Annotated in this window: 21 protein-coding genes; 8 read left to right on the top strand and 13 right to left on the bottom strand. The window is 73.7% G+C overall.

The genetic code is table 11. The features are described from left to right. Positions 1-44: 44 nt before the first annotated feature. Entirely contained in the window at positions 45-1,526 is a 1,482-nt protein-coding gene (locus tag ACFPCY_RS06950; RefSeq protein WP_378252791.1) for an MFS transporter, read from the top strand. Positions 1,527-1,798: 272 nt separating this feature from the next. Here the strand turns inward: ACFPCY_RS06950 and ACFPCY_RS06945 are convergent, their stop codons facing one another. Both ACFPCY_RS06945 and ACFPCY_RS06940 read right to left on the bottom strand, forming a co-directional pair. Next, positions 1,799-2,425, bottom strand: coding sequence for an FMN-dependent NADH-azoreductase (locus ACFPCY_RS06945; protein ID WP_378252790.1), 627 nt, complete (start codon positions 2,423-2,425; stop codon positions 1,799-1,801). A 146-nt stretch (positions 2,426-2,571) separates the two neighbouring features. Beyond that, positions 2,572-3,120, bottom strand: coding sequence for a cupin domain-containing protein (locus ACFPCY_RS06940; RefSeq protein ID WP_378252789.1), 549 nt, complete (start codon positions 3,118-3,120; stop codon positions 2,572-2,574). A 104-nt stretch (positions 3,121-3,224) separates the two neighbouring features. Here ACFPCY_RS06940 and ACFPCY_RS06935 point away from each other — a divergent pair, with 104 nt between their 5' ends. Continuing rightward, entirely contained in the window at positions 3,225-3,803 is a 579-nt protein-coding gene (locus ACFPCY_RS06935) for a TetR/AcrR family transcriptional regulator (RefSeq protein WP_378252788.1), read from the top strand. Between the two features lie 334 nt (positions 3,804-4,137). On the opposite strand, the gene ACFPCY_RS06930 is transcribed toward ACFPCY_RS06935, so the two are convergent. Both ACFPCY_RS06930 and ACFPCY_RS06925 read right to left on the bottom strand, forming a co-directional pair. Beyond that, positions 4,138-5,088, bottom strand: a complete 951-nt coding sequence (locus tag ACFPCY_RS06930) for a sigma-70 family RNA polymerase sigma factor (protein ID WP_378252787.1) — start codon at positions 5,086-5,088, stop codon at positions 4,138-4,140. A gap of 10 nt (positions 5,089-5,098) precedes the next feature. Continuing rightward, on the bottom strand, positions 5,099-6,316 hold the full coding sequence (locus ACFPCY_RS06925) for an NAD(P)/FAD-dependent oxidoreductase (RefSeq protein ID WP_378252786.1): 1,218 nt from the start codon (positions 6,314-6,316) through the stop codon (positions 5,099-5,101). Positions 6,317-6,567: 251 nt separating this feature from the next. Here ACFPCY_RS06925 and ACFPCY_RS06920 point away from each other — a divergent pair, with 251 nt between their 5' ends. After that, positions 6,568-6,852, top strand: coding sequence for a hypothetical protein (locus ACFPCY_RS06920; RefSeq protein WP_378252785.1), 285 nt, complete (start codon positions 6,568-6,570; stop codon positions 6,850-6,852). A 29-nt stretch (positions 6,853-6,881) separates the two neighbouring features. On the opposite strand, the gene ACFPCY_RS06915 is transcribed toward ACFPCY_RS06920, so the two are convergent. Genes ACFPCY_RS06915 through ACFPCY_RS06905 form a run of 3 tightly spaced genes read right to left on the bottom strand, consistent with a single transcriptional unit; the run spans position 6,882 to position 10,824 of the window. Further along, entirely contained in the window at positions 6,882-7,559 is a 678-nt protein-coding gene (locus tag ACFPCY_RS06915; RefSeq protein ID WP_378252784.1) for a TetR/AcrR family transcriptional regulator, read from the bottom strand. A 59-nt stretch (positions 7,560-7,618) separates the two neighbouring features. Further along, positions 7,619-9,088 (bottom strand): MFS transporter, encoded by a 1,470-nt coding sequence (locus tag ACFPCY_RS06910; RefSeq protein ID WP_378252783.1) that lies wholly within the window; start codon positions 9,086-9,088, stop codon positions 7,619-7,621. Positions 9,089-9,096: 8 nt separating this feature from the next. Further along, positions 9,097-10,824 (bottom strand): MFS transporter, encoded by a 1,728-nt coding sequence (locus tag ACFPCY_RS06905; RefSeq protein WP_378252782.1) that lies wholly within the window; start codon positions 10,822-10,824, stop codon positions 9,097-9,099. Between the two features lie 128 nt (positions 10,825-10,952). Between ACFPCY_RS06905 and ACFPCY_RS06900 the strand changes: the two genes are divergently transcribed. Further along, positions 10,953-11,900, top strand: coding sequence for an amidohydrolase family protein (locus ACFPCY_RS06900; protein WP_378252781.1), 948 nt, complete (start codon positions 10,953-10,955; stop codon positions 11,898-11,900). Positions 11,901-11,943: 43 nt separating this feature from the next. Here the strand turns inward: ACFPCY_RS06900 and ACFPCY_RS06895 are convergent, their stop codons facing one another. Beyond that, complete coding sequence (locus tag ACFPCY_RS06895; RefSeq protein WP_378252780.1) at positions 11,944-13,188, bottom strand: MFS transporter; 1,245 nt, start codon at positions 13,186-13,188, stop codon at positions 11,944-11,946. Between the two features lie 102 nt (positions 13,189-13,290). Between ACFPCY_RS06895 and ACFPCY_RS06890 the strand changes: the two genes are divergently transcribed. Next, a complete protein-coding gene (locus tag ACFPCY_RS06890) occupies positions 13,291-14,232 on the top strand; it encodes an ArsR/SmtB family transcription factor (protein WP_378252779.1) in 942 nt (313 codons plus the stop codon). Positions 14,233-14,297: 65 nt separating this feature from the next. Here the strand turns inward: ACFPCY_RS06890 and ACFPCY_RS06885 are convergent, their stop codons facing one another. Both ACFPCY_RS06885 and ACFPCY_RS06880 read right to left on the bottom strand, forming a co-directional pair. Then, positions 14,298-15,512, bottom strand: a complete 1,215-nt coding sequence (locus tag ACFPCY_RS06885; protein ID WP_378252778.1) for a WD40 repeat domain-containing protein — start codon at positions 15,510-15,512, stop codon at positions 14,298-14,300. Next, positions 15,509-16,033 carry a SigE family RNA polymerase sigma factor gene (locus ACFPCY_RS06880; RefSeq protein ID WP_378252777.1) on the bottom strand — a complete coding sequence of 175 codons (525 nt, stop codon included), beginning with the start codon at positions 16,031-16,033 and terminating at the stop codon, positions 15,509-15,511. Before ACFPCY_RS06880 ends, ACFPCY_RS06885 begins: the two co-directional genes overlap by 4 nt. Before the next feature lie 377 nt (positions 16,034-16,410). On the opposite strand from ACFPCY_RS06880, the gene ACFPCY_RS06875 reads away from it, so the two are divergent. Both ACFPCY_RS06875 and ACFPCY_RS06870 read left to right on the top strand, forming a co-directional pair. Next, on the top strand, positions 16,411-16,815 hold the full coding sequence (locus ACFPCY_RS06875) for a hypothetical protein (protein WP_378252776.1): 405 nt from the start codon (positions 16,411-16,413) through the stop codon (positions 16,813-16,815). A 77-nt stretch (positions 16,816-16,892) separates the two neighbouring features. Further along, positions 16,893-17,729, top strand: coding sequence for a helix-turn-helix domain-containing protein (locus ACFPCY_RS06870; RefSeq protein WP_378252775.1), 837 nt, complete (start codon positions 16,893-16,895; stop codon positions 17,727-17,729). A 660-nt stretch (positions 17,730-18,389) separates the two neighbouring features. On the opposite strand, the gene ACFPCY_RS06865 is transcribed toward ACFPCY_RS06870, so the two are convergent. Continuing rightward, entirely contained in the window at positions 18,390-19,004 is a 615-nt protein-coding gene (locus ACFPCY_RS06865; protein WP_378252774.1) for a carboxymuconolactone decarboxylase family protein, read from the bottom strand. A 148-nt stretch (positions 19,005-19,152) separates the two neighbouring features. Here ACFPCY_RS06865 and ACFPCY_RS06860 point away from each other — a divergent pair, with 148 nt between their 5' ends. Then, entirely contained in the window at positions 19,153-19,458 is a 306-nt protein-coding gene (locus tag ACFPCY_RS06860) for a winged helix-turn-helix transcriptional regulator (RefSeq protein WP_378252773.1), read from the top strand. Between the two features lie 393 nt (positions 19,459-19,851). On the opposite strand, the gene ACFPCY_RS06855 is transcribed toward ACFPCY_RS06860, so the two are convergent. Together ACFPCY_RS06855 and ACFPCY_RS06850 are read right to left on the bottom strand one after the other, a co-directional pair. Then, a complete protein-coding gene (locus ACFPCY_RS06855) occupies positions 19,852-21,264 on the bottom strand; it encodes an amidase (RefSeq protein WP_378252772.1) in 1,413 nt (470 codons plus the stop codon). Positions 21,265-21,357: 93 nt separating this feature from the next. Next, complete coding sequence (locus tag ACFPCY_RS06850) at positions 21,358-22,497, bottom strand: nitroreductase family protein (RefSeq protein WP_378252771.1); 1,140 nt, start codon at positions 22,495-22,497, stop codon at positions 21,358-21,360. Between the last annotated feature and the right edge of the window lie 143 nt (positions 22,498-22,640).

The raw sequence follows: 22,640 nt of genomic DNA, 5'->3' as shown, positions 1-22,640 counted from the left end.
AGGGATATGTTCCGTTCCGGATCGAAACGTAACTGGAGGCTGCCATGGACCGCACTGCCGGCGACCCGGCCACCGGGTCTCCCGATCGCCGCACCGGCGTGGACGAGCCCGGACCACCGCCACCCGAGGACAGGGACGCCGGCGACGGCGTGTTCGGCGCCGCCCATCGCGCGCTGACGTGGGGAATCCTGCTGTCGGTGGGACTCGTCGCCCTGGAGTCCCTCGGAGTGGCCACCGTCCTGCCCCGCATCGCCGCGGATCTCGACGGCCTGGGCGCCTACGGCTGGGGCCTGTCGGCCCTCATGCTGGCCAACGTCATCGGCACCGTCGTCGCCGGAAGGTCCGGCGACCAGCACGGTCCGCTGCGTCCGATGGGCTGGGGGATGCTGACGCTGGCGCTCGGCTGCGCTGTGGCCGGAGCCGCGCCGACCTGGCCGCTGTTCCTGGTCGGCCGCTTCTGCCAGGGGCTCGGCGTGGGCGCGGTGATGGCCATGGCCTACACCGTGATCGGGCTGGCCTACCCCGAGCGCCTGCGCGCCCGGATGTACGCGCTACTGTCGTCGGCCTGGACCGTCCCGTCGCTGGTCGGCCCGGCCACCACCGGGTTCCTCGCCGAGCGGACGACGTGGCGGTCGGTGTTCCTGCTCATCCTGCCGATCGTGGGCGTCGCCGCCGTCCTCACTCTGCCCGCGTTGCGCGCGCTGCGACGGTCCGGGGGCACCGAGAGCAGCGTCCGTTCTGCGCTGCCGTGGTGGAAGCGTCCGCTGGGCAGCGCCGTGCTGCTCACCGTGGGGACGGGCGTCCTGTTGGAGGCACTGCTGCTCACCGACGTCGCCGCCTTGGTTCTTCTCGGTGCCGTCGGCCTTCTTGTCACGGTTCCGGCGTTGCGATGGGCCACTCCCCCGGGCACGCTGAGCGCCCGTCGCGGCCTCGGCGCGGGCGTCGCCGTTCGCGCCCTGCTGTGCGGGGCCTACTTCGGCACCGAGGCGTTCCTCCCGCTCGGCCTCCAGGAGCTGCGGGGCATGAGCGCCACCGCGTCCGGTCTCGGACTCTCGGCGGGCGCGATCACGTGGGTCGCCGGTTCGGCGCTGCAAGCCCGCAGGGACGCCCGCGGCACCGGACGCGTCGCCGCGACCGCCACCGGCTTCGCCGTCCTCGCCCTCGGGGTCGCGCTGATCGCCGTGACCACGTTGTCGAGCGCGCTTCCGTCCTGGACGGCCCTGCTGGGATGGTCGATCGGGGGGCTGGGGATGGGCGTCGGGTTCAACGCCTCCACCACCCAGACGCTCCAGCAGGTTCCCGCGGAGCGGCAGGGCGAGGCGAGCGGCGCGCTCCAGCTCGCCCAGACCTTCGCCACGGCCGTGATCGCTGGGGTGGGCGGAGCCGCGATCGCCTTCGGACGCGATCACGACTCCTCGATGCGGGCCACCCTGCTGGGGGTCTTCGTCCTCACCGGGCTACTCGCGGTGGCGGGCATGCTTCTCGCGCGTCGGCTGCGCCCCGAGGCCCCCGCGAAGCCGGCCTGACCCGCTCCCCGCGCACTCCGCACGGGTCATGCGGTGCGCGCGTGCGGTGCGCGCGTGCGGTGCGCGCGGGTCGCGCGGTTCACGCGCGGGTCGCGCGGTGTGCGCGGTGCCCGCGGTGCGCGCGCGGTGCCCGCGGTGCGCGCGTGCGGTGCGCGCGCGGTGCGCGCGGGTCGTGCGGTGCGCGCGGGTCGTGCGGTGCCCGCGGTGTGCGCGCGTGGGTCGCTGTCCCGGGGGAAGGCTCGCTCGCCGTCCCCCGGGCTACCGGCGCCGCCTCAGAAACGCTTGCCCTCTTCCCGGGCCCGGGCGTGGGCTTCGCGGCGTCCCGTCTCGGCGTCGGCGGTGGCGAGGTTGGGGCGGAACTGGACGGTGGTGATGTCCGTGATCCCCGTCCAGCGCAGCCAGTCCTCGAAGAAGGTGCTCTGGAAGTCGGCGCCGAAGGCCGGTCCGCGGCCGTCGCCGTAGACGGCGCTGGTGTAGACGACGGCCGCCTTCTTGCCCTGCAGCAGGCCGGTGTAGCCCTGCTCGGCGTCGAAGCCGAACACCCAGCCGGGCTGCGAGACCACGTCGATGAACTGCTTCAGGATGTACGGAACGCCCGAGTTCCACATCGGGACGCTGAACAGGTAGCGGTCGTAGGAGTCGAAGCGCTCGAAGACGGCGCGGGCCGCCGCCCAGGCGCGCTCCTGCGCACCGGACGGGTCGGCGCCCCCGAAGACCGTCATCTTCGCTCCGGCTCCGGCGGGGCCGAACTCGGGGAGCGTGCCGTCCCAGAGGTCGTGGTGCTCGACCGTGTCGTCCGGGTGGGTCTCGCGGTAGGCGTCGAGGAACGCGGCGGCGAGCGCCAGCGACTCCGAGGACTCTCCGCGCGGCGAAGCGGAAACGTGCAGCAAACGGCTCATGGCCTGATCCCTTCAGAAAAACGGACTACAGTCCGAATGACTCTGCGAGGGACGCTAGCGGACCGCAGTCCACTTAGCAAGGGCGCGAGCCCGGAGGCCCGTTGCGCGAACCCGGAGACATCCCGTTCCGGGACCGGCCGGCGGCTCTAGGCGGGCCGGACGCGTTCCGCCCCGATGGCGACGCCGACGATCGTGCAGGGCTCGGCGCCCCGGTTGTGCCAGGCGTGCCGGGTGCCGTTCTGGACGACCACGTCGCCCGCCCGCAGCACCGCCTCCTCGCCGTCGTCGAGTTCCAGGACGACCTCGCCCGAGACGACCAGGACGTAGTCGAGGCTGTCGGTGGTGTGCATCCCCGGCGCACCGGGCTCGCCGGCGGCCATCGCGCCCGGCATCCGCCGCTCCAGCTCGTCCAGCGCCGCGGCCTTGTCCACCCCCGGAGCCGGGACGAGCTCACCCGGCGGCACCGTATTGATCATGAAGCGCGAGCCGTCGCGCGGCGGGTACCACGCCTCGGCCGGACGCGGCGTGCCGTCGTCCGGGAAGGCGGGGCGCTCGTCCCGGCCCCACAACCGGAAGAACGCGCAGCCGGGCATCAGCTCCGAGGTGATGGGCTCGACCTCCCGGTCGTCCACCACGCGCGACCTGCCCTCGGCGTCATGTCCGGTGACCACCCGGCGTACTCGCGTGAACTCCATCCGACCGCTCCTTGATACTCATCCGTATTAATACGGTGCCGTATGGATACGCCATCGTATCCTGCGCGGCCGGGCGGGACAATACGACGGCGTATCCTTCTGACGTGGTGAACGAGTCGACCCGGCTGTCGGCCCGGGACTGGGCGCGGGCCGCGCTGAAAGCGCTGGCGGACGGCGGCCTCGCCGCGGTCGCGGTCGAGCCCCTGGCCCGGACGCTCGGCGTGACCAAGGGCAGCTTCTACGCCCACTACCGGAACCGCGACGAGCTGATCTCGGCGGCCCTTTCGGAATGGGCGCGGACCCACGGCGACGAGGGGCTCGCCGAACTCGCCGGCATCGCCGACCCGGAGCGGCGGTTGCGCGAACTGCTCACGATCGTCGTGCAGGCCGTCCACCCGCTGGCGCCGTCGGTGCACCTGAGCCTGCTCGGCGACCGCAACGACCCCCGGGTCAGGGACGCGGTGGGCCAGGTGAACCGGGCCCGCCTGGAGTTCCTGACCCGCACCTACCGCGAACTCGGCCTCCCGCCGGACCGGGCGGAGCTGCGGGCCCGCGTCGCCTACGCCGCCATCCTCGGCCTGGTGCACCTGGCGCGGACCAACCCGGACGCCCCCAACTCCGCCGCGCTCGCCGAGGAGGCGATCGCCATCTTCCTGCCCGCCTCGCCGCCCCAGTCCGCCTAACGGATCGACCAGGCCGGCGGCGAGCAGCGCGCGGTTCAGCGAAGCGCTGCCGCGCGAACACATCGGGGTGGCGGGAACCGCTGAACCCCAGCGCGCACGGCTCGGCCTCAAGCCCGTCACGGACGTCCGGTCTCCTCTGCTCACCGACCGTCCGTGGCCTGCGGCCGACGCCGTCCTGGCACCCTGGCCCGGCCCGCCGCGGCCGGGACGCCGCACGTGCTTCTGCCGCAGATGTCCGACCAGCCCTACTACGCCGAGCGCGTCCACCTCCTCGCCCTCATGGGTGCAGCGAGGCCTGTTTCCCAGGCAGGTTGTGGCTGCGGTCGAGGACGGGTCACCACTGCTCGATGAGCAGCGCGTCGGATCCGTGCCGCCGCCAGGCTTCGGTGAGGCGGAGGAGCCGGCCGGGGGCGGCGATACCGCGCACGGTCGCGATCCTGCCGCCTGCGAGGTCGAACGTCACGGCCCCGATGATCTGATCGCCGACCACGAACAGGAGGGCGGGCGCGCGGTTGACGGACGCGTAGTGGACGGCGGGCGTGCCTCCTGCGAAGCGCCGTTTCGCGGGCGTCGGAGTGAATCCGGCTCGCGCGACGGCGGCGATGCGTTGCGGAGTGTCGTACCGCAGCAGGGACTCGGTCAGGCCGGCGCCGTCGGAGATCGCGGTCGCGTCGTCGGTGAGCAGCGCCACCAGCCGTTCGGTACGGCCCGAGGAGGCGGCGGCGAGGAACTCCTCGACGACCCTGCGAGCGGACACCGGATCGACATCGCCGCCGCGGCGGGCGGCGGCGATGCGGCGCCGGGCCCGGTGGAGGTGCTGCTGGCTCGCGGACTCGGTGAGGTCGAGGATCTCGGCGACTTCGGCGTGGCTGTAGGAGAAGGCTTCGCGCAGGACGTAGACCGCGCGCTCCACGGGAGACAGGCGCTCCATGAGCGTCAGCACGGCCAGGGAGACCGATTCGCGCTGCTCGAAGGTGTCGGCCGGGCCGAGCATCGGGTCGCCGTCCAGGACGGGTTCGGGCAGCCAGGCGCCGGCGGCGCGTTCGCGGCGGGCCCGTGCCGAGCGGAGCCGGTCGAGGCACAGGTTGGTGACGACCTTGGTCAGCCAGGCCTCCGGTACCTGGATCCGCTTCCGGTCCGCCGCCTGCCACTGCAAGAAGGCGTCCTGGACGGCGTCCTCGGCGTCGGTGGCGGAGCCCAGCAGCCGGTAGGCCAGCGAGGCCAGCCGGCTCCGGCCGGCCTCGAACCGCGCGGCGTCGAAGCGATCGGGGACGATGCCGTCCACGCGGACCACCCTAGGCGGCAACGTGACCGCCTTCCGGGTGGGCGGCCGTCTTCCCGGCGGTCGCGTCCGGTGCTGTGGTCACGCGGTGCTTGCGCTTGGGCAGGCCGAAGGTCGGATGGGACGTGCCCCACAGCGACATGGTGACGATGCCGGCCTTGATCCGCGCGGCTTTGCGTCCGCCGATGAACACCGGTTTCGCCCGCCCCTGGTCGTCGACCGTCTGCAGGATCGCGTCCCGCCGTCCGAGGCTGATGTGGTGGAAGGAGTAGGCCAGCTTGGCGTCGGCGGCCTTCCGCCCGGTCAGGCGTCCCACGATCGCCTCGACGGCCTGCCGTCCGGTGGAGCCGGCCGAAGCGCAGGACATCGGCATTGGCCGGCCGTTGTCCCCGATGGCGTGAGCGCTGTCCCCGATGGCGTGGACGTCCGGATGCGAGACCGAGCGCATCGCGCGATCGACGACGATCCGCCCGTTCTCCGCGACGTCCAGCCCGCCGGTGGCGGCGATGGGGTCGACCGCGAACCCACCCGTCCACACGGTCGCCTCCGACGCCAGGGCGGTGCCGTCGTCGCACAGCACCCGCGTCGCTTCGACGGCTCGCACGCCGGTGTGCTCCAGGACGGTGACGCCCAGCCGGTCGCAGGCCCGCCGCAGGTGATCGCGGGCACCGGCGGACAGCCGGGCGCCCAGCTCGCCGCGGGCGACGAGCGTCACCGCCAGACCGGGCCGGGCTTCGGCGATCTCGGTGGCGGTCTCGATGCCGGTCAGCCCGTCGCCGACCATCACCACACGTCCGCCTTGAGGCAGGCCGTCCAGGCGATCGCGCAGGCGCAGCGCCGAGGGCCTGGCGGCGACGTCGAAGGCGTGCTCGGCCGCGCCCGGAACGCCGCCGACGGCGCCGCGGCTGCCGAGTGCGTACAGAAGAGTGTCGTAGCCGAGCTCGCCGCCCCCGCCGGCGTCGGCCACGGCGACGACCCGACGCTCGGGGTCGACGGCGGTGACGCGGGCCACGCGCAGCCGTATCCCCGTCCCCGCGAAGACGTCGGCGAGCCTCGGAGCCGCGATCTCCCGGCCGGCCGCCAACTGGTGCAGCCGCAGCCGCTGGACGAAGTCCGGCACGGCGTTGACCACCGTGATCTCGGCGTCCGCCGGGGACAGCCGCCGGGCCAGGTTGCCGGCCGCGTACGCCCCGGCGTAACCGGCGCCGAGGACGACGATGCGGTGCTTCATGTGATGCTCCTGTCGGTCCGATCGCTTTCGGTGACTTGAGCGGAACAGCACCCCGATTGCTGACGGGAACTCCGTATGGTCCAGCTCACATGCGCCGGCAACGCCTCCCGACCACGCACCCAGCATCCGGACGACGCGGACACAGCGCCTGAACGGGGCCTGCGCCGACTCCCGTCGCTACTCTCCGTATATTGATTGCGACACAGAGCATCCGTCGGAGGGTGTTCGACTCGAATGAACGGAGACCGCACGTGCTCAGGATCCTCACCGGTACCGCAGCCCTCGCCGCCACGGCCGCGGCGCTGATCGTCCTTCCCGGCACCGCGCAGGCCGCGCGCGGAAGCGACTTCGAATGCGACCGCCTCCACGTCAGCGGCGACACCGTGGAGGGCATCGGCTGCGAACCGCGCATCATGGCTCCCCTGTGGCAGTTCCGCATCTGGAAGAAGGAGGCCTCCGACCACACCTACCGGTGCACGATCGGCCACATCTCATCGCCGGGAACGGTGCACGGGGAGGGCTGCCGGCGCGTCTAGGACGGGCGCACGGTCGCTGAAGTCCGGAGTCACCGGCCGGGAGGTCGGCCGGCGGCGCGGTAGTGGGAGAGGAAGACGTCGACGCCGGAGGACACGAGGTTCTCCAGCTCGCCGTCCGCGAACTCGTAGGAGGGCCGGAAGGTCCTGATGAGCTGGGCCGCGCCGACCGTCATGGCGATGAGCTGGCGGACGGCCGGGCGCGGGTCGGGGACGTCCAGCACGCCCCGTTCGGTCAGCGTGGTGAGGGCGGTCGTCAGGTCCGCGTCGTTGTGCGAGTTGATCTCCGCCCACACCGCGCCGAGCTGCGGGAACCGCTCGACCTCGCCGATCACCAGGCGGCGCAGCGTCATGATGTCCTCGCGCAGGACGATCCGGACCCAGGCGTCCAGGTACTCCACAAGCGCGGCGCGCGGGTCGGGCGCCTCGGTGATCCGCGCGGCGAGCGGCGCCAGGCCGGTGTAGCCGGTGCGCAGGTAGCCGCCGATCACGGCCAGGAAGAGCCGCTCCTTGTTGCCGAAATGCTTGTAGACGGTCGGCTTGGAGACCTTGGCGCGGGTGGCGATCGAGTCGACCGAGGCGCCCGCGTAGCCCTCGCGGACGAACTCGGCGACCGCGGCCTCCTCGATCGCCCGGCGCTTGCGCTCGGACGAGCTGACCGGCACCGCGATGATCGGGATGCCGAGCTCGTCGAGGTCGGTCTCTGGCACGGTGGCTCTCCGGGGTCGGCGGGACGGTCCGGCCCCATCATAAACTGAACCGTTTGGTTTCATGAGCCGGCCGGCTCGCCGGCGTTCTCGGTCGTCGCCGGCTCGGGCGCGCTCTCGACCACGACCGGGACGGGCGCGCTCCGATCTTCCCGCCGGAAGTTGAGCGCCACGGCGATCATGACGGCGAGGATGCCCGCGGCGAGCAGGACCGCCGTCCGCGCTCCGTCGGAGGTGGCGATGCGCAGCGCCTCCCCGCTGCGTCCGGCGAGGCCGGAGTCGGCGATCGCGACGAGCACCGCCAGGCCGACCGCCGTCCCGGCCTGCTGTCCGGTGGAGGCCATGCCGGACGCGACGCCCTGCTGCCGCGCCGGGACACCGGTGGCCGCCGCCGCGAACATCGTGGTGAAGGTGATGCCCTGGCCGACGCTCAGGATGAGCAGGCCCGGCAGCAGCGCGAGGTAGGAGGCGTCCGGCGTCATGGCGAGCCCGAGCCAGGCCGTGCCGACCACCCCCAGCGGCAGGCTGACCAGCAGGGTGGAGCGGGCGCCGAGCCGGGTCAGCAGGCGTCCGCCGGCGGCCGAGCCGGCGAACACCGCCACGCAGGGCGGGAGGAACGCGATGCCGATGCCCAGCGCGCTGAACCCGCGCACGGCGTGCAGGTACTGGGTCACGAAATAGGTCACCGAGCCGAAAGCGGCGGTGAACAGGAACGTGATGGCCACGCCGGTGCTCAGGTTGCGGTTGCCGAACAGCCGCAGCGGCATCAGCGGGTCGGCGCCGCGCGCCTCGACGACCACGAACGCGGCGAGCAGGACGATCCCGGCGACGGCGGCGGCGAGGACCGCGGGCGCGTCCCAGCCGGACTCGGGCCCCTGCACCAGGGCGAACACGACGAGCGTGGTCCCGGCTGTGGAGGTGAACGCGCCGGGCAGGTCGAAGCGGCGGCGGCCGGCGGCGGGCGGGTCCGCGGGGAGCAGCGGGAACGCGGCCAGGACGGCGACGGCGGCGAGCGGCACGTTCACGTAGAAGACCGACGCCCAGCCGAGCGCCTGGGTCAGCACGCCGCCCAGCAGCGAGCCGAGGACGAGGCCGCCCGCTCCGGCGCCCGCCCACACCGACAGCGCGCGGTTGCGTTCGCGTCCCTCCGCGAAGGTGGTGTTGACCAGCGACAGGGTGGCGGGGAACAGCAGCGCCCCGCCGAGCCCCTGCACGGCGCGCGCCGCCACCAACGGGCCGGGCGCGGTCGCGAGCCCGCCGACCAGGGAGGACACCGCGTAGAGGACGAGCCCGAGGACGAACATCCGGCGGCGGCCGAGCAGGTCGGAGGCGCGTCCGCCCAGCAGCAGGAACCCGCCGTACGCGACGACGTAGGCGCTGATGACCCACTGGAGGGTGTGCGCGGAGAAGCCGAGGTCGTCGCCGATCCGGGGCAGCGCGACGTAGACGATGTTGTAGTCGATGGAGATGATGAGCTGCGCGAAGGCCAGCAGGGCCAGCGTCAGCCGTTTGCTCGCGGCGGCGGTCGGCATACCGGACCTCATTTCTCGCCGGTCGTGGCGGCGAAGACGACGGTGAGCAGGGGGAACAGGGCGACGGCGGCGGTGGCGGCGGAGAGGCCGACCGCCGGGCGGAGGGTGACGGCCAGGGCCGGCGCGAGGGCCGAGCCGAACTGGAAGACGAGGTTGAACAGCCCGATCGCCGCGGTCTGGACGCGGCCGGGGACGGCGGAGCCCGCGACGCCGACCAGCATCCCCTGACCGGCGGCCGAGGCGAACGTCGCGCCGGCCGCGCCGAGCAGCACCGCCGCGGATCCGGGCGCGAGCCCGGCGACGGCGGCGGAGCCGGCCGCGACGGCGGCCTGCAGCAGGATCGAGCGGCGGTATCCGAGGCGGGGCGCGATCGCGGCCATCGTCCACGACAGCGCGGCCCCGGCGAGCGCGGCGGGCGCCAGGACGACCCCGACGTGGACGCGCGTCCAGCCCGTCCGGTCCATGAGGAGCTGCGGCGCGGCGAACAGCAGCGTGAAGTTGACGGTGGCGAGGCCGAACGCCAGCAGCGACGGCGCCAGGAAGTGCCGGGCGCCGATCACCGCGGCGGGCAGGAAGCCGTCCGGCCGCGTCCGCACCCGGCGGGCCAGGACGGCGGCCGCGACGACCGCGACGGTCACGGCCGCGGCGAGCGGCGGGACGGACAGGCCGCCCGCCGGCCCCTGCAAGGCGATCACGCCGGCCGTCACCACCGAGCTGAGCAGCACGGCTCCGGCGACATCGAACCCGCTCCGGCTCCGCGACGAGGACGCCGGCACGGTCGCGGAGGCAGGCGCCAGTGCGGGCGCGGGCGCGGGCGCGGGCGCGGACGCAGGCGCGGACGCGGTTGCCAGTGCGAACGCCGGCGCGGGCGCGGGCGCGGGCGCGGGCGCGGGCGCGGGCGCGGACGCGGACGCGGGCGCGGACGCGGACGCAGGCGCGGACGCGGACGCAGGCGCGGATGCGGGTGCGGGCGCGGGCGCCGACGGGGGTGCGGGCGCGGTTGCCAGTGTGGGTGTGGGTGTGGCGGTGCGGGGCTGGACGGCGCGCGGGAGGGCGCGCACCACGAAGGGCAGGACCGGCAGGCTCAGCACGGGCAGGACCAGCGCGGCCCGCCACGACATCACCTCGGCGACCTGCGCGCCGACCAGCGGGCCGGCCGCGCCGGAGACGCCGATGGCCGCGGTGACGAGCTGGGTGACGCGCCGGGCGGCGCGCGGCGGGCGCAGGTCGCGGGCCAGGCCGAGCGCGAGGATGACCATCTCCCCCGCGCCGAGCGCCAGGACCGCGCGTCCGAGGGCCATGAGCGGCAGGGACGGCGCGGTCGCCGTCACCACCGCGCCGGCGGCCAGCAGCACCGCGCCGATGACGGCGGCGGCGCGCCGGCCCAAATGCGCGGTGAGCGCGGCCATCAGCGGCATGCCGACCGCCAGGCCCGTGCCGTACGCGGTGAGCAGCCAGGTCACGGCCGCGAGAGGGACGCCCAGCGCGGTGGCGGTGGACGGCAGCAGCAGACTCACCGCGGACACGCCGAGCGAGGTGGGTAGCGCCAGCGCCGCATAGGCGACTCCAGCGCGCCGCGCGGACCGCGGGGCCTGGTCGAACTGCGCGGTCCGCATGGCCTGGTCGAACCGCGCGGACCGCGGGGCCTGGTCGGCCTGGGCGGACCGGGTGGCTTGGGCCGGTTGCGGGTTGTGGACGCGAGGGGTGGCGGAGCGGACCGCCGAGGTAGGCGACATGCCGCAGAGCTAACTACACCGTTCAGTTAACCGTCAATACTGAACCGTGTAGTTGCACAAATTAACGATACGGTTTAGTTTGCTCATGCCGCACCACCGCGGCGCCGCTCCGAACGGAAGTGATCACCATGCGCATCGACGTGCACGCCCACGTGTGGACCGACGGGTTCCTGGACCTGATGGAGTCGTTCGGCAGCCCGAACACCGCCGTCCACCGCGGCCTCGGAGCCGGCGCCGGCGAGGCGGAGCTCGCGGCCCGCTTCGAGCTGATGGACTCGGCCGGGATCGACCACCAGGTGCTGTCGATCAGCCCGCAGGTCCCGCACTTCGCCGACGCGGACCATGCGGTCACCGCCGCCCGGTACGCCAACGACATGTACGCCGAGCTGACGGCCCGGTTCCCGAGCCGCTTCTCGGCGTTCGCCGCGCTCCCCCTCCCGCACGTGGACGCCGCGCTCACCGAACTCGCCCGCGGCCTGGACGAGCTGGGCATGGTCGGCGCGGCGGTCACCACCGACGTGCTCGGCACGTCCCTGGCCGCTCCGTCGCTGGCGCCGCTGTGGGAGGAGCTCGACCGGCGCGGCGCCGTCCTCTACGTCCACCCGTCCGGACGCGCGGCGCACTCGCCGCTCGTCGAGAACTTCGACATGCGCTGGTCGGCGGGCGCGCCGATCGAGGACACCATCGCGGCGCTGCACCTGATCCTCGCGGGCGTGCCGAGCCGCTACCCGAACGTGCGGATCATCAACTCGCACTTCGGCGGCGCGCTGCCGATGCTGCTCCAGCGGGTGGACAACCAGCAGCCGTGGGAGTCGCCCGGCACCCCGGAGAAGCCGAGCGTCGCCGCCCGCCGCATGTGGTACGACACCGTCGGCCACGGGCACCTGCCCGCGATCCGCGCCGCCGCCGAGACGTTCGGCGCCGACCGGCTCGTCCTCGGCACCGACTTCCCCTATCAGGCCGACGACCTGTTCCGCCGCGCCGTCACCTACGTCCAGGACGCCCTGCCCGCCGCCGACGCCGCGGCCGTCCTCGACCACAACGCGTCCGCCCTCTTCCCCACCCTCGGGAAGTGACCAGCGCCGTGGACGCCCCGAGCGGGCGGCGCGGCGCGACCCGTCAGCGGGTCCGGCCGGCCGCGCTCAGGGTGGCGAGGCGGCGGACCGGGGAGAAGAACACGATCATCCAGCGCAGCGCCAGCACGGCGGCGCCGAGCCAGAGTCCCGCGCGGACGGTCGCGTACTCGCCGACGAGGCCGCCGAGGACGCCGCCGACCGCGAGCGCTCCGGTGAGCAGGAGGCGGAACGTCGCGTTCATCTGGCCGAGCAGGTCGTCCGGGGTGACGTGCTGCCGGTAGCTGACCAGCAGGACGTTGTCGACGCCGACCTTGAACAGGCTGATCGTCCAGGCGAGGCCGGCCGTCCACAGCAGGGGGCCGCGCTGGACCAGCGCGACGACCGGCGCGACCGGCGCGATCGCGACGCCCACCAGCCAGAGGGCGCGGCCCAGGCCGAGCCGCCGGGCCAGGACGGGCGCGGCGGCCGTGCCGAGGAACGCGCCGAGGCCGCCCGCCGCCAGGAAGAGTCCCAGCACCCCGGCGGGCAGCCGCAGCCCGCTGGTGAACAGCACCAGCAGCTCGACCTGGCAGATCTGGATGCCGAGGTTGGTCAGCGCGCCCTCCAGCACCACCGGACGCAGCACCGGATGCCCCAGGACGAACCGCAGTCCCTCACCGAAGCCGCGCCGTCGGGCCGGACGCGCGGGTTCGACCGCCCGGAGCCTGCGCAGGAAGCACGCCGACCACAGGTAGCCGAGCGCGTCGGTGAGGATGGCGCAGGGCGCGCCGAGACCTTGCACGACGAAGCCGCCGAGGCCGCTTCCCGACACGTCCGCGACGGTGGACAGCCCGGCGAGCGCGGAGTTGGCCGCGATCAGCCGGTCGCGGCCGACCAGCGCCGGCACCAGGCTGAGGTGCGCGACGTCGAACAGCACCGTCGCGACGCCGGTGAGCAGCGTGACCGCGTAGAGCTGCTTGAGCGTCAGCAGACCGAACGCCCAGGCCAGCGGCACCGACCCGACGAGCCCTGCGCGGACCAGGTCGGCGGCGACCAGCACGCGCCGCTTGCGCATGCGGTCCACCCACGCCCCGGCCGGGAGGCCGACCAGCAGGAACGCGACGGTGCCGAGCGCCGCCAGCAGCCCGACCCGTCCGGGTCCGGCGTGCAGGACGGTCTGGGCGAGCACCGGAACGGCGAGCGCGCCGAGCTGAGTGCTGATCTTGGACGCGGTGTCGGCGGTGAACAGCAGGCGGAAGTCGCGGTCGGCCAGCACCGGCCGCCGGACGTCGTCGATGAGGGAGGTCATGCCGCGCACCCTCGCCGACGTCCGGGACGCGGCTCGACGGATTTAGTCTGGACCGAATCCGGAGGGGGCGACGCGTGCTCGAAATCCGGAGGGGGGCGACGCGTGCTCGAACTGACCTTCTCGGCCGACGACCTGGCCTACACCCGCTTCGCCTTCTCACCGCTGTGGGAGGCGGTCGCGGCGGCGCGCGTCGTGAAGTACCCGGCCGAGCATCCGCTGCACCGCCGGTGGGTCGAGGCCGTCCGTCCCCGCCTCGCCGGGACGCGCCTGGACCCGCTCCTGGAACTGATCGGCCCCCGCCTGATCGCCGCGTTCGCCTGCCCGCCGCCGACCTCGCCCGCTCCCGACCTGGCGCTCGAACTGGCCGCCCTGCGCCGCCAGCCGCACGGCCGGGTGGCCGACGACCGCGCGGCGCTCGGCCTGCCGCCCTCGTCCGATCCGCAGGCGGACCTCGACCGGCTCGCCGACACCGTCGCCGAGTTCTGGGACGTCGCCCTCGCGCCGTACTGGCCGCGCGTCCGGACCCTCCTGGACGGCGACATCCTGTACCGCGCGCGGCTGCTGGCGTCCGGCGGAGCGCACCGCCTGTTCGCCGACCTCAGCCCCGGCGTCACCTGGATGGGCGACCACCTGCGCGTCCCCCGCAGCCGGCCCGGCGCCCTGGCCCTGGACGGACGGGGCCTGCTGCTCGTGCCGTCCGCGTTCGTCTGGCCCAAGCTCTTCTCGCTCACCGCCCCCGGCTGGCAGCCCCTGCTCCGCTACCCCGCCCGCGGCGTGGGCACCCTGTGGGAACGCACCGAGCGCGACGCCCCCGAGGCGCTCGCCAGGATCCTCGGCCGCTCCCGGGCCCGCCTCCTGGCGCTGCTGGACGAACCGGCCTCGACCGCCGCCCTGGCCGTCCGCACCGGCCTCTCACCGGGCGGAACGTCCCAGCACCTCACGGCCCTGCGCGACGCCGGTCTGGTCTCGGCCCACCGCACGGGCCGCTACGTCCTGTACGCCCGCACCGAGATCGCCGAAGCCCTCCTCGCTCCCCCGCCATGACCCCGCCCGGATCGACCGAGACGAGGCCCTCGCCACCTTGACGGTGGCGAGGGCCTCTCGTCCGGTCAGGAGAGGAAGCCTCCGAAGATCACAGCGGACCGCCACGCCCGGATCCTGAAATTGGGACCGGTATAGGTGAACTTGCCGGTGGTCAGGTCGACGAGGGTGCCGCGCATGTCGTCGGTCGCACCCGCATCATCGCCGCGCGGCACATCGGACATGGGCGGACTCATCGGGCGGAAGTACGTGCTCGGCCCCGTCCAGCCCCGCGGGATTCCGACTCCGCCGCGCACCGGACGCACCGAAGTGATCTTCCCCGTGCGCACGTCCACGAGCATGGCCTTGTCCAACCTGAGCGAGGGGACGACCAGAGTGCGGCCGTCGGGCGAGAGCAGGCTGCCGCTGGAACCGTTCAGCCTGGCCTTGGGATCGAGGGTGACCCGGGCGCGCACGGCGCCGTCCGGGCCGGCGACCGTCAGGGGCTCCTTCGAGTTCCAGACGTTGCCGAGCACGATCGTCGAGGCGTCCTCGCTGAAGCCGATCAGGTCGCCCGGGGGAAGCGCGGTGAGGGCGCCGGTGCGGACGTCGGCCAGCAGCGTCCTGCGCTGGCCGGGCTCGCCCCAGGTGATCGCGAGCCGCGTTCCGTCGTTGCAGAACATCAGGCTGCCGAAGGACCCGGGCAGCTGCGCGCCGGCCGAGCCCTCCCCGATCACGGTCACCTTCCCCGTGGACAGGTCGCGGGCCACCAGGCGCCGGTCCGCCGCCCGGTAGTAGGCCAGGCGCAGGCCGTCCGGGCTGATCGCCATCTCCGCGTCGCTGTTCATGTAGTCACCGGGCTTCCCCGTCGTGGAGCCGATCCCGTCCGCGAGCCGCCACTGCCTCCCGGACCGGCCGACCAGGCGCCACTGCGCGCAGTCGCCCGCGGCGCTCGTCGCCGCCCTTCCCTTCTTCCCGCAATGGTCGAGGAAGCCGAGCACGATCGGCTCGACCTCGCCCTTCGGGAGCGGTCCGGGCAGCACACCCGGAGGGTTGAGGAGCTTGCCGGGTCCGGTGACCAGAGGCCGGTCGGGCTGTTCGGCGGGCCCGGCCGGCTCGGTGCCGCCCCCGACGAGCACCGCGCCCATGAGGACGGCGGCGGCGGCGACCGCGGCCACGGACGGGACGGCGACCAGACGGATGCGCTTGCGGCGGCGCGCCCCGGCCAGCACCCCGTCGAGGCTCACCCGGGACGGCGCCCCCTCGGCGAGTTCGTGCAGCGCGTCGTGCAGCTGGGACTTCATCGTGCCACCTCCGGGATCTCGACGTCGGTCAGGAGGTCGGCGAGGCCCGGTTCGAGGACGCGCAGGCGGGCGAGCGCGCGGTGGGTCTGGCTCTTCACGGTGCCGACCGAGCAGCCGAGCAGCTGCGCGGTCTCGCTCTCCGAGCGGTCCTCGTAGAAGCGCAGCACGATCATCGCGCGCTGCCTGGCCGTCAGCTTCCCGAGGGCCTGGCCGAGGAGCATCGACCGGACGGCGCCGTCGGCGATGTCGGGATGCCCCGCGGGCTCCGGCGGCGCCGCGCTCGGGTAGACGTGCCTGCCCCGGCGCCTCCACCAGTTCAGGTGCTCGTGGTAGAGGATCTTGCGCACGTAGGGCTCGGGGTCGCCGTCGTCCGCCACCCGCCGCCAGCGAGGGGCGACCTTGACCAGCGCGGTCTGCACCAGGTCCTCGGCGAGATGCCGGTCACCGGTGAGCAGGAACGCCGACCGCAGCAGCGCCGGTCCCCGGGCCGCGACGAACTCGGGCAATCCGTCGTATCGCACTATCTGCCTCCTTGTCGCCCGTTACACACACCGCACGGGCGGCAGAGGTTGGCACCCGGCGAGCGCATTCTCCGCCCGCGCGTCCCCACCCGCCCTCGCCCCTCCCGGCGACCTCTCATCCGCCGCCGAGTCGGGTCACGGCGGACGTCGGCGTGCTGCCGCTGCAACGCGTCCGAGGATCTCCGGACTTTGCTGTTGCGGGGTGTCACGGGTGTTGTGGGACGTTTGCGGGACGTCCCGCTTTCGAGCTCGTCAGCTTGGACCGGGGCCGGGACGTCCCGCATGCGTCCCGCAGTGGAGGACGCCGCTTGCGGCGGCGGGGAGCGGACTCGCAGGCTTCTGGGCACCGCCGTCGGGCGGGCCGAGAGGAGAAGTGCGTGAAAGGTAAACGGCAGGCGCTGGCGCTGGTGGCGACCGCGACCGCGTTCGCGGTGACCGCGACGTTCGCGCCGGACGCGTCGGCGAATCTCAACAACGCGAGCGGGCCGGTCGGGTTCGGCGAGTTCAAGGTCGACAGCTACGTCCGGCACAAGACCTCCACCGGGGCCTTCAGGGTGCACCGCCTCTACAGTGCGCCGTGCAGCTTCGACAGTTGCGACATGGTCATGGAGCTGGTCTACAAGGGCACGCACCACGGCATCTGCCCGGGCGTCCGGCTCACCCCCGGCGCCCAGCGCGACTGGGACAAGGTCATCTGCTCGCGGGTTCCGGCCGGCACCCAGTTCCAGATCGCCGTGGCCGGCAGCGGTCCCGGCCAGTGGAGGGGCGTCGTCGACTACTGACCGAGGTCCCGGCCGGGCGGCCGCGCGGGTCACCCGGCCGGGACCCCTCTGGCCGCTTCGGGTCACCTCCCGGGACGTTGCAGGCACTCATGCGAGGAAATGCCGTAGGTGAGGAACGTCCTGAGGGGGTGGTCACATCGGAGCCGGCCACGAGCGACGCCCGGACGCGACTGGCGAAGCGGCTGCGGCGGCTTCGGGAAGTGTCCGGCCGCAGCCTCAAGGATCTGGAGGCCGAGACCCACGCCAGTGACTCCTCGCTGTCGCGCTACCTGTCCGGGAAGACGGTGCCGCCGTGGCAGGTGGTGGAAGCGCTGTGCAGGGCGGCCGACGAGGACCCCGATGGGTTGCGGCCGCTCTGGGAGGCGGCGCGGCGGGCCCGACAGCGCGGAGAGCCGCCGGGGATCGATGAAGAGCCAGAGGTGTCCGCCGCCTCGACCGCGGTCCCGCCGGCCGCGGTTTCGAGATGGCGACGCGGGCAGGCCCTGCTCCTCGTCGCGGCCGGCGTGCTGCTGGGAGTCGCCGGGTCCCAGGTGGTCACAGTGGTGGAAGGGTGGAATGCGCATCCGTCCGGCTCGGCGGTCCGAGGGCCTCACTTCTCCGTGACGCTCATGGAGCAGACGGGCGGGGCCGCGGCCACTGCCATCTGGTCGTTCAACTCCCGCTGCGGGAACGCGGACGAGTACCGGCTCACCTACGACCTGCCCATCTCGGTCCAGCACCGCGCGACCGCCTACCGCCTGGACCGCGCCGACTGCACCGTCAAGCTGTTCGACGGAGTCGGCGGCAGCGGAGTCGGGGAACCGCTCGCCGACGACCAGAAGCTCCACCCCGTGCCGCCTGAACTCGTCCGCCGCGGGTCGTCGCTCGTCGCGTACTCCTGCTGCAACGGGACGGTGCTCAAACCTCGTCCATGACCGAGGGCTCCCACCCCCACGCGCCCAGCCTCACCGCGGCGTTCGCCCTCGGCCTGGACGGCACGACCACCGGGCTCGGCCCACCGCCCCCGGCCCGCGTCCGGTCGCGGCGGGGTGCTGAGGGGGAGCGGATCATCACCGGCCGCGGGGCGGAGAACGCCCTTTTCAAAGGTGGGCCAGGGTTCGTCCAAGGGCGCATCAATCCCGCTCGGGAGGGCATAGAGTAGCTGAACAAACACTCACCGTAACCGGAGTAGCTCATGTCCGCCCCCCGCCCGCGTCTCCACACCGCGGCCCGCACGTTCGACGTCCTGGCGGTCACCGCGGCCGCAGCCGGTCTCATTTTCGCCGCTCTCAGCGGCCCGCCTCACCAAGCGCGGGTCGCCCGGGCGCTCCCGACGGTCCACAGCGCCCACGTGAGCAGCGGGATGGGCAGCGTCCTGGCTGCGATCATCCAACTCGTCGAAAGCGTCTGAGGTCGGGATCCCCGCCCTCGGCGCCGTCGCCGGTAACTGTGCGTAGCCGCGGAGGGTGGCCACACGGCCGTCCCTCCGCGGCAGCGGCCTCGCATTCCAACGCCGCCGGCTGCGCCGCAGGCGTCTCCGCCCTTCGCCCGGCCTGGTCGACGAACTGCCGACCGTGGCACCAGGCAAGCCGTGCTCACGCGTCGTCCGCCACCTGCGCGGCGGACGTGCGGAACGCATCGAAACGCGGCGCCCCCGGCTCGGGGGCGAGCCTGGTGGCGCGGGCGGTGATGCTGATGGCGTGGTACCAGCCGCACAGCATCAGCAGGTCGAGGATCTGTTCGGGGCCGAAGTGGCCGCTGAGCCGGGCCCACAGCGCGTCGCCGATGTCGCGGTCGTCGTGCAGGGCGTCGGCGGCGTCGAGGAGCAGCCGGTCGCGCTCGTCGGTCCAGCACGGGTCGGCGCTGGATCCATGGGTCAGGGACGAGATCTGCTGGGACGTCAGCGCGGCACGGCCGGCGAAACGCGCGATGTGGACGCCCCACTCGTACTCGCAGCCGCACCGGGCGCAGGTGCGGTCGATGAGGATCTCCCGGTCCCGCAGGCCGAGGCTGAGCCGGCGGCTGAGCTGGTAGGAGCCCCAGCCGTGCAGCGCCTCGGCGAGCGGAACGTTGCGGGCGTAGGTGCGGAAGAGCGCGATCGGCTCCTCCCCGCCGGGCATCATGCGCCGCAGTACCGCGGCGGCCTGCTCCGGGTAGGGGGCCGACAGCGGTGGGATCCGGGTGGCCATGGCGTCGGGTTCCTCCAGCATGATGCTTCGATTTTCGAAGCGCTCTCCGGAGAGTAGTGTTTCTCTTTCCGAAGCGCCACCCCACCCGTACCGAAGGACGGCATCCCCGATGACGCCGACACCTCGCCCGCGCCGACCCGTCCGAGGTTCCACCACGGGCCGTCCGCTCATGGCCGCGCTCGACCTGTTCGGCCGGCGGTGGAACCTGCGCATCCTGTGGGAGCTACGCGACGGGCCGCTCGGTTTCCGGCCCCTGCAGCAGCGATGCGACGGCATGTCCTCCAGCGTCCTGCAGCAACGCCTCACCGAGTTGCAGGAGACCCTGCTGGTCGAACGCGACGTGAACGGCGCCTACCGGCTCACCGCACTGGGCCGCGACGCCCATGCCGAACTCCGGGGCCTGGTGAGCTGGGCCGACCGCTGGGCGACCGAACTCGACCGCCACCCCTCCGCCCGCCCCGCCGCAGAGCCGTAACGGACGCGCCGACGAGGGGTTCGACCTGCTGCTCCCGCACATCGACGACTGGCTCGCGGCTGAGGCGTGGGCCGAAGCCGCCCACGCGGCGGGTCGCGACGAGGAGGCGGCCGGGCTGTTGGAGGCTCGCGGTGACCTGGACGGCGCGATCAAGGCATACCGCCAACGACCTGACGATTCGGCCGAACGTCGGAGTGGTCGTGGGCGATGGCCTGGTGGATGCTGGGGACGAGTCCGGAGGAGGTCCGGTGTCCGAGCAGATCGAACAGCTCACGCGAATTCTTCAGCAGCATTCTCCGTAGTCGCGTCGGCCTCTGGAGGCGGACGGCAGGTCGGGCATCCCCGCGCCGCTGGTTTGCGTCCGGCGGGGTGGACCCGGTCGTTAGGACGCGGTCAGGACGTGGCGGTGGGGTGGTGGGGGGTCCAGGGGTGGAGTTGTTCGAGTTGGTGCGCCACGCGGAGAAGGAGGTCTTCGCGGCCGTAGGCGGCGGCCAGTTGGACACCGATCGGCAGGGCGTCCGGGGACCAGTGCAGCGGCAGGCTGATCGCCGGTTGGCCGCTGACGTTGAAGGGCTGGGTGAAGGCCACGCAACGGCGCGAGCGTGTCGCCAGGGCCGTCAGGTCGGTGGAGTTCCCGGCGAACGTGCCCAGCTCGGCCGGTGGTTCGCCCGTGGTGGGGGTCAGCAGCAGGTCGAAGCCGTCCGCCCACCACTGCTGGACGGCGCGGCGGAGCAGGGTCCGGCTTTCCAGCGCCCGCGCGTAGCGGACCGCGCCGACGTCTCGGGCCTGTTCGACCAGTGCCCAGTTGACCGGTTCCAGGTCGGCGGGCGTCAAGGAGCGTCCCAGCGCCTCGGCGAGCCGGTCCGCCATGACGCCGATGCCGACCGCGCGCAGGACGCCCATGTCCCGTCCGAGCGTGCGGTCGGCGAGCGCGGCGGGGAAGCCGTGCTCCACGCGGTGCCCGAGCGCTTCGAGCAGCCGTCCGGCGGCACGCGCCGCCGTCGCGCAGTCCTCGTGGACGGCCTCGCCCCACGGGTAGTGGTCGAGCAGCCCGATCCGCAGCGGGCCGGGATCGGCGGCGAGCTCCCGCATGTACGGACGCGCCGGCGGCGGCGCGATCACCGTGTCGCCGACGCCGGGTCCGGACACGGCGTCGAGCATCGCGGCGACGTCCCGGACGGACCGAGCATGGCAGAAGTGCACGCCCGGCCCGCTCTCGTCGCCGTACGGCCCGAGCGAGACGCGTCCCTGCGTCGGTTTGAGGCCGACCAGCCCGCACCAGGACGCGGGGATCCGGATCGATCCGCCGCCGTCGCTGGCGTGCGCGACCGCGACCATGCCGGACGCGACCGCCGCCGCGGACCCGCCGCTCGAACCGCCGGCCGAGCGGTCGAGATGCCAGGGGTTGCGGGTCGGGCCCCAGGCCAGCGGCTCGGTCGTCGGCAGGCTGCCGAACTCCGCGCTGTTCGTCCGTCCCGCCGTGACCAGGCCGGCCGCGCGGAAGCGCGTGACGACGGCGGCGTCCACGCTCGCCGGCGCCGCCTTCTCCTTCAGCCGCACGTTGCCGTCGCTCAGCGGGCGGCCCGCGTACGAGACGAGGAAGTCCTTGAGCAGGAAGGGCACACCGCGGAACGGCCCGCCGGGCGGCGGACCGGACGCGAGGGCGCGCGCACCGTCGAACCACCGCATCACCACGGCGTTCAGCGCCGGGTCGAGGTCGGTGATCCGCTCGATCGCGGCGTCGAGCAGCTCGGCGGCGGTCACCTGGCCGGAGGCGACCAGTCCGGCCTGCTCCGTCGCGTCCATCCAGCGCGTTTCCTCAGCGATCGAGCCCATGCGCGCCTCCCGCGTCGACCGGGCCGTCGCCGCTCAGGCCCGGCAAGGCCTTCGGAGCGGCGTTCACGGCTTCCCGGGTCCGTGCGACTCCTGCCTGGTGACGGCCCGGGCGGGTCGGCGGACGGAGGTCAGGCGCTTCCCGGCGGGGACGCCCAGACGCAGAAGGATCTGCGGGTGGGCTCCGGAGCAGAACCGGTCGCGGATGAAGGCGCGCAGCTCGGGGATCTCCAGCGCCTGGGTGTGGAAGGCCGCCGACAGGTCGTCCATCGCCCCGGCCCGCAGCAGGATACGTTGCAGCGCCTGGCCCGCGCACAGCCAGTCCATCGGCGTGTCGTCGCCGGTCACCAGCAGCATCACCACGCCGGTGAGCAGGTCGTCGACGGTGCCGGACGGCTCGGCGGGGTCGTCGATCCCCCAGCCCTGGCCGCGCGCGAAGTCGCGGGCCGGGAAGTGCGGCTCGGTCCGGACGTCGTCGCGGCGGTAGGCGGCGGCGTGCACGCCGTCCCGGCGCGTGCTGCCCGGACGCGGCGCCCAGCGGGCGATCTCCCGCAGGTAGGCGGGGGTGCGGCGCTCCAGATGGTCGGCGGCCTGGGTCAGCCCGGCCAGCGCGGCCTTGACGTGCGACTCCGCCGCCAGGACGATCCGGGCGCCCTCCGCCTCGGCGTCCCAGCGCAGCGCCGCCAGCACCGGCGCGGCGACCGGGTCGGGGTGGAACGCGCCGCGGTGCGTGCGCCGCCGGAAGATCTCCTCGTACATCCGATCACGGTCGTGCCCGGATTCGCCGTCCGTTTCGTAGAACCCGCCGTCCGTTTCGTAGGACCCGGCCTCCGCTTCCTCGCGGGCGCCGGCCGTTTCGGCGCCGGCGGCGTCCGTTTCGGAGCGGGCGTCCTTCGGTTCGGTGGGCGGGCCGATGCGGACCAGGGCGAGCAGGTGCGGGCGGTCCGGGTCGGGCAGCAGCCGCACGTCCGGCTCGTGTCCCAGGTGCCGCAGCGCGACCCGCAGCGTGTACAGCGCGGCGCCGCAGCTGATCAGCATCTCGCGGCCGTCGGGATCGGCGACGGTGATCCGCCGGTCGGCGTCGGCGCGCAGCGCGATCAGGCCGTCCTCGACGCCGAACCGCCACGGCTGGGTGTTGTGCACCGACGGCGCCCAGATCGCGGCCTCGATCGCCTGCTCGGCGACGGTGTTGCCGGTGGCCTTCATGACGCACCCCTCCCTCTTGTCGCCTCTCCAGCGCATCACCCGGACGGACGGACGGGCAGGGCCGCAGGTCCCTCCCGTCCGGGACCACCGGCGGCCCGCCGCCCGCCTCCGTCCGCGCGCCACCGTCCGCGCGCCACCGTCCG

Origin of the sequence: Actinomadura gamaensis, assembly GCF_042652125.1 — a bacterium.
Classification (GTDB): Bacteria; Actinomycetota; Actinomycetes; order Streptosporangiales; family Streptosporangiaceae; genus Spirillospora; species Spirillospora gamaensis.
This window is presented reverse-complemented; position numbering and strand designations above follow the sequence as displayed.

Bases quoted from the DNA above. Each gene is read 5' to 3' on its own strand.
- ACFPCY_RS06950 (WP_378252791.1), top strand. From the start codon at position 45: ATGGACCGCACTGCCGGCGACCCGGCCACCGGGTCTCCCGATCGCCGC.
- ACFPCY_RS06945 (WP_378252790.1), bottom strand. From the start codon at position 2,425: ATGAGCCGTTTGCTGCACGTTTCCGCTTCGCCGCGCGGAGAGTCCTCG.
- ACFPCY_RS06940 (WP_378252789.1), bottom strand. From the start codon at position 3,120: ATGGAGTTCACGCGAGTACGCCGGGTGGTCACCGGACATGACGCCGAG.
- ACFPCY_RS06925 (WP_378252786.1), bottom strand. From the start codon at position 6,316: ATGAAGCACCGCATCGTCGTCCTCGGCGCCGGTTACGCCGGGGCGTAC.
- ACFPCY_RS06910 (WP_378252783.1), bottom strand. From the start codon at position 9,088: ATGCCGACCGCCGCCGCGAGCAAACGGCTGACGCTGGCCCTGCTGGCC.
- ACFPCY_RS06905 (WP_378252782.1), bottom strand. From the start codon at position 10,824: ATGTCGCCTACCTCGGCGGTCCGCTCCGCCACCCCTCGCGTCCACAAC.
- ACFPCY_RS06900 (WP_378252781.1), top strand. From the start codon at position 10,953: ATGCGCATCGACGTGCACGCCCACGTGTGGACCGACGGGTTCCTGGAC.
- ACFPCY_RS06895 (WP_378252780.1), bottom strand. From the start codon at position 13,188: ATGACCTCCCTCATCGACGACGTCCGGCGGCCGGTGCTGGCCGACCGC.
- ACFPCY_RS06885 (WP_378252778.1), bottom strand. From the start codon at position 15,512: ATGAAGTCCCAGCTGCACGACGCGCTGCACGAACTCGCCGAGGGGGCG.
- ACFPCY_RS06865 (WP_378252774.1), bottom strand. From the start codon at position 19,004: ATGCTGGAGGAACCCGACGCCATGGCCACCCGGATCCCACCGCTGTCG.
- ACFPCY_RS06860 (WP_378252773.1), top strand. From the start codon at position 19,153: ATGGCCGCGCTCGACCTGTTCGGCCGGCGGTGGAACCTGCGCATCCTG.
- ACFPCY_RS06855 (WP_378252772.1), bottom strand. From the start codon at position 21,264: ATGGACGCGACGGAGCAGGCCGGACTGGTCGCCTCCGGCCAGGTGACC.
- ACFPCY_RS06850 (WP_378252771.1), bottom strand. From the start codon at position 22,497: ATGAAGGCCACCGGCAACACCGTCGCCGAGCAGGCGATCGAGGCCGCG.